1 protein-coding gene is annotated in these 252 nt (G+C 59.1%); it reads left to right on the forward strand.

All coding sequences use genetic code 11. From position 1 onward, the window contains the following. Positions 1–91: 91 nt before the first annotated feature. On the forward strand, positions 92–252 hold a 161-nt coding region (locus Q5L94_RS14290; RefSeq protein WP_411161951.1), incomplete at its 3' end, for a glycogen/starch synthase.

Below are 252 nucleotides of genomic sequence, written 5' to 3' on the forward strand. Positions count from 1 at the left end.
GGGGCACGTTCCGAAAACGCAAAGGATACACCATGCAGAAACACATACGGCAGCAAAGAGACAAAAAGAGGAGGAAAACATGAGGGTACTGATGTTCGGATGGGAGTTTCCGCCCCACATCGCGGGCGGACTGGGTACGGCGAGCTACGGACTGACGCGCGGGCTCGCCCGGAACGGCGTGGAGGTCATCTTCGTCGTTCCGAAAGCCTACGGCGACGAAGACCAGCGGTTCGTCCGCATCGTGAATGCCAG

Origin of the sequence: Idiomarina sp. Sol25, from assembly GCF_033052775.1 — a bacterium.
In the GTDB taxonomy this organism is placed as follows: domain Bacteria; phylum Pseudomonadota; class Gammaproteobacteria; order Enterobacterales; family Alteromonadaceae; genus Idiomarina.